Consider the following 7487-nt stretch of genomic DNA (forward strand, 5'->3'; position numbering starts at 1 on the left):
TAGTCACTCCACCACCCAGCCCCCCCCAGCGCGCCCCCCCCGCGACCCCCCGCCGGCCCGGCTACGCCCCCCCCCCCACCCCCCCCGCGACACGGCCGACGTACCGGAGCAACGCTGGATCACCGGGGCAGCCGCGGAGCCCGATCACCCAGCACGTCATGTCTCCCTGCGTCGTACCGCCCGGCAGCCCTACCGCCCTGCCGCCCTGCCGCCCTACGTTCCCAGAAGGCGATCAGCACCATGAGCATCACGCAGTACCACCTCCTCGACACCTACCGTGCCCGGCAGCTGGGCGAGCCCGCGCCGCCCGCGCCCGGCGCCCACGACTGGCAGGTCGTGCGCGAGTGGCGCGACCACCGGCAGTTCCGGGCCGTCGTCACCGGGCGTCCGGCCCATGGGCGGCTACGACGGGCCCTGAGCCGCTGGCTGCACCCGCACCCGCGTTCTACTTGCTGACCTCCTTGCCGACCCCCTTGCCGGCCTCCTCGGTCAGCCGGTGCACGAACTCGCCGACGGCCTCCCGTACGTCGTCGGCCGTCCACTCCAGCCCGGCGGCCCGTACGGAGACCTCGGTGGCGGCCAGGCCCGGCCCCTTGGCGTCCCAGCCGCCCGCGAACAGGACGGTCCTCGTCTCCTCGGCCTGCCGGATCGCGGTCTCCGCGAGGACGTCGGCGTCGTACGGCAGCCAGACCTGGAACTCATGTGTGTGCGGCGGCTCGGGGTGGACCCGCGTCCACGGCACCCCGGCCGCCGCGAACCCCTCGCGCAGCGCGGCGGCGACCACGCGCGCGTGCGCCACGTACTTGGGCAGCCGGGGCAGCTCCCGCTCCAGACCGGCGAGGGCCGACAGCGCGGTGGGGAACTGCTGGAACACCGCGCCGCCGTAGCGGTGCCGCCAGGCCTTCGCCTCGTCCACCAGTGTCTTCGGACCGGCGAGGGCGGCGCCGCCGAAGCCGTCGAGCGACTTGTAGAACGACACGTACACGCTGTCCGCCAGGCCCGCGATCTCCTCCAGCGGGCGGCCGAAGTGGACGGTGGACTCCCATAGGCGCGCCCCGTCGAAGTGGACCACCGCGTCCCGCTCCCGCGCCGCCTCGACCACCTCCGTGAGCTCCTCCCAGGAGGGCAGTACGAAACCCGCGTCCCTGAGGGGCAGTTCCAGCATCAGCGCCCCGAAGGGCTCGTCGAGGTCGCGCACCTCGGCGGCGGTCGGCAGCCGTGGCTCGCTCGTCACGCGGACCGGGCGCAGGCCGCTGACCTGGCTGAAAGCGTTGCGCTCATGCACCTCGGGGTGGGCCAGCGCATGCAGGGCGACCGCCGGGTCGCCGGTGCGGCCCGCCCAGCAGCGCAGGGCCACCTGCTGGGCCATCGTGCCCGTGGGGAAGAACGCGGCGGCCTCCGTGCCGAGCAGCCCGGCGGTCCTGTCCTCCAGGGCCTCGACGATGCCGTCGCCGTAGAGGTCCGACGGCTCGTCCAGGTCGTGCAGCTCCAGCGCACGCGCCTCGTCCAGCAGCGCCAGGCGCTCGCGGAGGGTGCCCATGAAACCGGGGCGCGCGAGCACGCGCCGCGCGCCCCGGTAGGCGGCATTGCGCCGTTCCCGGCGCCGCGTGCGCCGCTCGTCGTCCGACGACGGCTCGGTCGACAATTGCCGGCCGGGTGCTCGTGCGTCGGGTGTCGGCTCCGTCGTATCCGTCGTATCGCTCATGCCCCGGATCGTCTCGCGCGTCCGCCCGCACGGGCACCCGCATTTCGTACGCCCCGTACGCCCGTCCCGGCACGCCCGACGGCCGTGCCCGTCGGCATATGCCCGGCGGCGTGTGGATGCCCACAGCCTGTGGACAACCGAACGCCGCTCGAACCAATCGCGTTAACATGACGAGAAATCGTCCGGTACCCAGAGCGGACTGGAACGGGAAGGCCTCCGTCGAGTGAGTACAAGCCAACAGCCAGATCCCAAGGACCGCCCCGCGCGGCTCACCGTCGGTGTCGTCGGCGCCGGCCGCGTGGGTCCCGCGCTCGCCGCGTCCCTCCAGCTCGCCGGACACCGTCCGGTGGCCGTCTCCGGGGTCTCCGACGCCTCCCGGCGACGGGCCGAGCGGATGCTCCCCGACGTGCCGCTCGTGCCGCCCGCCGAAGTCCTCGCGCGCGCGGAGCTGGTGCTGCTGACCGTCCCGGACGACGCGCTGCCCGGCCTCGTCGAGGGCATCGCCGAGACCGGCGCTGTGCAGCCGGGCCAGCTGCTGGTGCACACCTCCGGGCGGTACGGCGCGAAGGTCCTGGACCCCGCCCTGCGCGCCGGCGCGCTGCCGCTGGCCCTGCACCCGGCGATGACCTTCACCGGCACTCCCGTGGACGTCCAGCGCCTGGCCGGCTGCTCCTTCGGCGTCACCGCGCCCGAGCAGCTGCGGCTGGCCGCCGAGGCGCTCGTCATCGAGATGGGCGGCGAGCCGGAGTGGATCGCCGAGGAGCGGCGCCCGCTGTACCACGCGGCGCTCGCCCTGGGCGCGAACCACCTGGTGACGCTGGTCGCCCAGTCCATGGAGCTGCTGCGCGAGGCCGGCGTCGCGGCCCCCGACCGGATGCTGGGCCCGCTGCTCGGCGCCGCCCTCGACAACGCCCTGCGCTCCGGCGACGCCGCCCTGACCGGCCCCGTCGCGCGCGGTGACGCGGGCACCGTCGCCGCGCACGTCACCGAGCTGCGGCGGCACGCCCCGCAGACCGTCGCCGGCTATCTGGCGATGGCCCGCGCGACCGCCGACCGCGCGCTCGCGCACGGGCTGCTGAAGCCGGAGCTCGCCGAGGACCTTCTCGGGGTACTCGCCGACGGGACCGACGGGACCGACCGGACCAACGGCTCCGAGGGAGACGCCCGATGACCATCACCCTGCTGCGCACCGCCGACGAGCTGCACGCACGCACGCGTGCCGGCCGCCGCGCCGTGGTGATGACCATGGGCGCCCTGCACGAGGGCCACGCCACCCTCGTCCGCACCGCGCGCGCGATCGCCGGACCGGACGGCGAGGTCGTCGTCACCGTCTTCGTGAACCCCCTCCAGTTCGGCGAGGGCGAGGACCTCGACCGCTACCCGCGCACCCTGGAGGCCGACCTCAAGATCGCCGAACAGGCGGGCGCGGACGCCGTGTTCGCCCCCGCCGTCGACGAGGTCTACCCGGGCGGCGAGCCCCAGGTCCGCATCAGCGCCGGCCCCATGGGCGAGGGCCTGGAGGGCGCCTCCCGCCCCGGCCACTTCGACGGCATGCTCACCGTCGTCGCCAAGCTGCTGCACCTCACCCGCCCCGACGTCGCCCTGTACGGCCAGAAGGACGCCCAGCAGCTCGCCCTGATCCGCCGGATGGTGCGCGATCTGAACTTCGGCGTCGAGATCGTCGGCGTCCCCACCGTGCGCGAGGAGGACGGTCTCGCGCTCTCCAGCCGCAACCGCTACCTCTCGCCCAAGCAACGGCACACCGCGCTCGCGCTCTCCCAGGCGCTGTTCGCCGGCCGCGACCGCCATGCGGCGCAGGAGGCGCTGCGCGCGCGGGCCCGCGAAGTGCCCGCCACGCGTGCGCGTGCCGAGGCGCTCAGCGCCATAGGGGAGTCCCGCGCGGCGGCCGACGCGCACGCCGTCTCCAAGGCCGTCCCCGGCGCCGCGGCAGCTGTTCGCGCCGCCGCCCGCCTGGTCCTCGACGAGGCCGCCCGCCTCGACCCGCCGCTCGAACTGGACTACCTCACCCTGGTCGACCCCTCGGACTTCTCGGAGATCACCGATCAGGACGACTTCACCGGCGAGGCCGTCCTCGCCGTAGCCGCCCGGGTCGGGACGACCCGGCTGATCGACAACATCCCCCTCACCTTCGGAAACCTCGGAGCCGCCTCGTGACCAGCACAGGCATACGACTGCACGCGCCGGCGCCCGGATGGTCCATCTCCGCGGACGTCGTGGTCGTCGGCTCCGGCGTCGCCGGCCTCACCGCGGCCCTGCGCTGCGAGGCCGCCGGTCTCCACACGGTCGTCGTCACCAAGGCCCGCCTGGACGACGGCTCCACCCGCTGGGCCCAGGGCGGCATCGCCGCGGCCCTCGGCGAGGGCGACACCCCCGAACAGCACCTGGACGACACCCTGGTGGCGGGCGCGGGCCTGTGCGACGAGGAAGCGGTCCGCATCCTCGTCACCGAGGGCCCCGACGCCGTGCGCCGTCTCATCGCGACCGGCGCCCACTTCGACGAGTCCGAGGAGGGCGAACTGGCCCTCACCCGCGAGGGCGGCCACCACCGCCGCCGTATCGCCCACGCCGGCGGCGACGCGACGGGCGCGGAGATCTCCCGCGCCCTCGTGGAGGCGGCACGCGCGCGTGGCGTACGCACGATCGAGAACGCGCTGGTCCTGGACCTCCTCTCGGACGCCGACGGCCGCACCGCGGGCGTCACCCTGCACGTCATGGGCGAGGGCCAGCACGACGGCGTGGGCGCGGTCCACGCGCCCGCGATCGTGCTCGCGACCGGCGGCATGGGCCAGGTCTACTCGGCGACGACGAACCCGTCCGTGTCCACGGGCGACGGCGTGGCCCTCGCCCTCCGGGCGGGCGCCGAGGTCAGCGACCTGGAGTTCGTGCAGTTCCACCCCACGGTCCTGTTCCTCGGCCCGGACGCGGAGGGCCAGCAGCCCCTGGTGTCCGAGGCGGTACGCGGCGAGGGCGCCCACCTGGTCGACGCCGACGGCGTGCGCTTCATGCTGGGACAGCACGAACTGGCCGAACTCGCCCCCCGGGACATCGTCGCCAAGGGCATCATGCGGCGTATGCAGGAGCAGGACGCCGAGCACATGTTCCTCGACGCCCGCCACTTCGGCGCCGACATGTGGGAGCACCGTTTCCCGACGATCCTGGCCGCCTGCCGAGCGAACGGCATCGACCCGGTCACCACCCCCATCCCGATCGCCCCGGCCGCCCACTACGCCTCCGGCGGCGTACGCACCGACTCTCAGGGCCGTACGACCGTCCCCGGCCTGTACGCGTGCGGCGAGGTCGCCTGCACGGGCGTGCACGGCGCCAACCGCCTCGCCTCCAATTCGCTCCTCGAAGGCCTGGTCTACGCCGAGCGCATCGCCGAGGACATCGCGTCGTCCCGGGCGTCGGGCGGCCTCCACGCGCGCGTGCCGCACCCGGTGCCGCACCCCGAGACCCCCGAGCACCCCCTGCTCGCCCCCGAGGCCCGCTTCACGATCCAGCGGATCATGACGGACGGCGCGGGCGTCCTGCGCTCGGCCAACTCCCTCGCCAAGGCCGCCGACCAGCTCCAGCGGCTGCACACCGACGCCCGCGACGCCCTCGCCGAGAACGGCAAGACCGCCGAGCCCGGCGTCGACACCTGGGAGGCCACCAACCTCCTGTGCGTGGCCCGCGTCCTGGCCGCCGCCGCCCAGCTGCGCGAGGAGACGAGGGGCTGCCACTGGCGCGAGGACGAGCCCGACCGCGACGACACGGCATGGCGCCGCCACATCGTCGTACGCCTGAACCCGGACCGCACACTGGCCGTGCACACCACAGACACCGCAGACTTCCCCCCGACCCGGCCCCAGGAGCAGTGACAGCAGTGACCACCCCCGACCTTCCCCTCGCCCCGAACGGCGGCTGCGGCGACGACTGCGCCTGCAGTGCCGGCGAGGAGTACCTGGAGTGCGGCCTCGACCCCGCACTCGCCGAGCTCCTCACCGAGGCGGGCCTGGACCCCGTCGAGGTCGAGGACATCGCGAACGTGGCCATCCAGGAGGACCTGGCGCACGGCGTGGACGTGACGACGGTCGCGACCATCCCCGAGGAGGCCGTCGCCACCGCCGACTTCGTCGCGCGCGAGGCGGGCGTGGTGGCCGGCCTCAGGGTCGCCGAAGCGGTCGTCTCGATCGTCTGCGAGGACGAGTTCGAGGTCGAGCGCCACGTCGAGGACGGCGAGCGGGTGGAGGCGGGCGACAAGCTCCTGTCCATCACCACCCGCACCCGCGACCTCCTGACCGCCGAACGCAGCGCGCTGAACATCCTGTGCCGCCTGTCCGGCATCGCGACGGCCACGCGCGCGTGGGCGGACGTACTGGACGGCACCCGGGCGAAGGTCCGCGACACCCGCAAGACGACCCCGGGCCTGCGCGCGCTGGAGAAGTACGCGGTGCGCTGCGGCGGCGGAGTCAACCACCGCATGTCCCTGTCGGACGCGGCCCTGGTCAAGGACAACCACGTGGTGGCGGCGGGCGGCGTCGCCCAGGCCTTCAAGGCGGTCCGCGAGGCCTTCCCGGACCTCGCCATCGAGGTCGAGGTGGACACCCTCCACCAGCTCCGCGAGGTGGTGGACGCGGGCGCGGACCTGATCCTCCTGGACAACTTCACGCCGGGCGAGTGCGAGGAGGCGGTGGCGATCGTGCACGGCCGAGCAGCCCTCGAAGCCTCGGGCCGCCTGACCCTCGCCAACGCCAGGGCGTACGCCGAAACCGGCGTCGACTACCTGGCCGTAGGGGCCCTCACCCACTCCTCGCCGATCCTGGACATCGGCCTGGACCTGCGAGCGGCGGAGTAGGAACGGGCATGCTCCTCACGATCGACGTAGGCAACACCCACACCGTCCTCGGCCTCTTCGACGGCGACGACATCGTCGAGCACTGGCGCATCTCGACGGACGCCCGCCGCACGGCCGACGAACTGGCGGTCCTGCTCCAGGGCCTGATGGGCATGCACCCGCTCCTCGGCGACGAACTGGGCGACGGCATCGACGGAATCGCCATCTGCGCGACCGTCCCCTCGGTCCTCCACGAACTCCGCGAGGTGACCCGCCGCTACTACGGCGACGTCCCCGCGGTACTGGTGGAGCCCGGCGTCAAGACGGGCGTACCGATCCTCACCGACAACCCCAAGGAGGTCGGCGCCGACCGCATCATCAACGCGGTCGCGGCGGTCGACCTCTACGGCGGTCCCGCGATCGTCGTCGACTTCGGTACGGCGACGACGTTCGACGCGGTGAGCGCGCGCGGCGAGTACATCGGCGGTGTCATCGCCCCCGGTATCGAGATCTCCGTCGAGGCCCTCGGCGTACGCGGCGCCCAACTCCGCAAGATCGAGGTGGCCCGCCCGCGCAGCGTCATCGGCAAGAACACCGTGGAGGCCATGCAGTCCGGCATCATCTACGGCTTCGCAGGCCAGGTGGACGGCGTGGTGAACCGTATGGCCCGCGAACTGGCGGACGACCCCGAGGACGTCACGGTCATCGCGACGGGCGGCCTGGCCCCCATGGTCCTCGGCGAATCCTCGGTAATCGACGAACACGAACCGTGGCTGACCCTGGTCGGCCTACGCCTCGTCTACGAACGCAACGTCTCCCGCATGTGACCCCGCCGAAGACGACGACGGGGCCCGCCCGCCCCCACCAACCGGGGCCCGCCCCCCCCCCCCCCCCCCCCCCGCCCCCCCCCCCCCCCCCCCCCCCCCCCCCCCCCCCCCCCCGCAC

General features: G+C 74.0%; 7 protein-coding genes. 6 read left to right on the plus strand and 1 reads right to left on the minus strand.

The window, feature by feature from the left end; translation table 11 throughout:
* The first annotated feature begins 240 nt into the window (after positions 1–240).
* Positions 241–456, plus strand: coding sequence for a hypothetical protein (locus ACFWYS_RS14355; RefSeq protein ID WP_384767294.1), 216 nt, complete (start codon positions 241–243; stop codon positions 454–456).
* Here the strand turns inward: ACFWYS_RS14355 and ACFWYS_RS14360 are convergent.
* Positions 446–1705, minus strand: coding sequence for a threonine aldolase family protein (locus tag ACFWYS_RS14360; RefSeq protein ID WP_384767297.1), 1260 nt, complete (start codon positions 1703–1705; stop codon positions 446–448). The genes ACFWYS_RS14355 and ACFWYS_RS14360 overlap by 11 nt on opposite strands.
* A gap of 223 nt (positions 1706–1928) precedes the next feature.
* On the opposite strand from ACFWYS_RS14360, the gene ACFWYS_RS14365 reads away from it, so the two are divergent.
* Genes ACFWYS_RS14365 through ACFWYS_RS14385 form a run of 5 tightly spaced genes read left to right on the plus strand, consistent with a single transcriptional unit; the run spans position 1929 to position 7369 of the window.
* The gene (locus ACFWYS_RS14365; protein ID WP_384767300.1) at positions 1929–2876 is read left to right on the plus strand and encodes a Rossmann-like and DUF2520 domain-containing protein; all 948 of its coding nucleotides are present in this window, start codon (positions 1929–1931) and stop codon (positions 2874–2876) included.
* Positions 2873–3880 (plus strand): pantoate--beta-alanine ligase, encoded by a 1008-nt coding sequence (gene panC / locus ACFWYS_RS14370; protein WP_384767302.1) that lies wholly within the window; start codon positions 2873–2875, stop codon positions 3878–3880. The genes ACFWYS_RS14365 and panC overlap by 4 nt, the downstream gene beginning before the upstream one ends.
* Positions 3877–5586 carry an L-aspartate oxidase gene (locus ACFWYS_RS14375; protein ID WP_384767305.1) on the plus strand — a complete coding sequence of 570 codons (1710 nt, stop codon included), beginning with the start codon at positions 3877–3879 and terminating at the stop codon, positions 5584–5586. Before panC ends, ACFWYS_RS14375 begins: the two co-directional genes overlap by 4 nt.
* Before the next feature lie 5 nt (positions 5587–5591).
* Positions 5592–6563, plus strand: a complete 972-nt coding sequence (nadC, locus tag ACFWYS_RS14380) for a carboxylating nicotinate-nucleotide diphosphorylase (RefSeq protein WP_384767307.1) — start codon at positions 5592–5594, stop codon at positions 6561–6563.
* Positions 6564–6571: 8 nt separating this feature from the next.
* Positions 6572–7369 carry a type III pantothenate kinase gene (locus tag ACFWYS_RS14385; protein WP_384767310.1) on the plus strand — a complete coding sequence of 266 codons (798 nt, stop codon included), beginning with the start codon at positions 6572–6574 and terminating at the stop codon, positions 7367–7369.
* Positions 7370–7487 lie beyond the last annotated feature (118 nt).

Source organism: Streptomyces sp. NPDC059010 (assembly GCF_042740355.1).
Classification (GTDB): Bacteria; Actinomycetota; Actinomycetes; order Streptomycetales; family Streptomycetaceae; genus Streptomyces.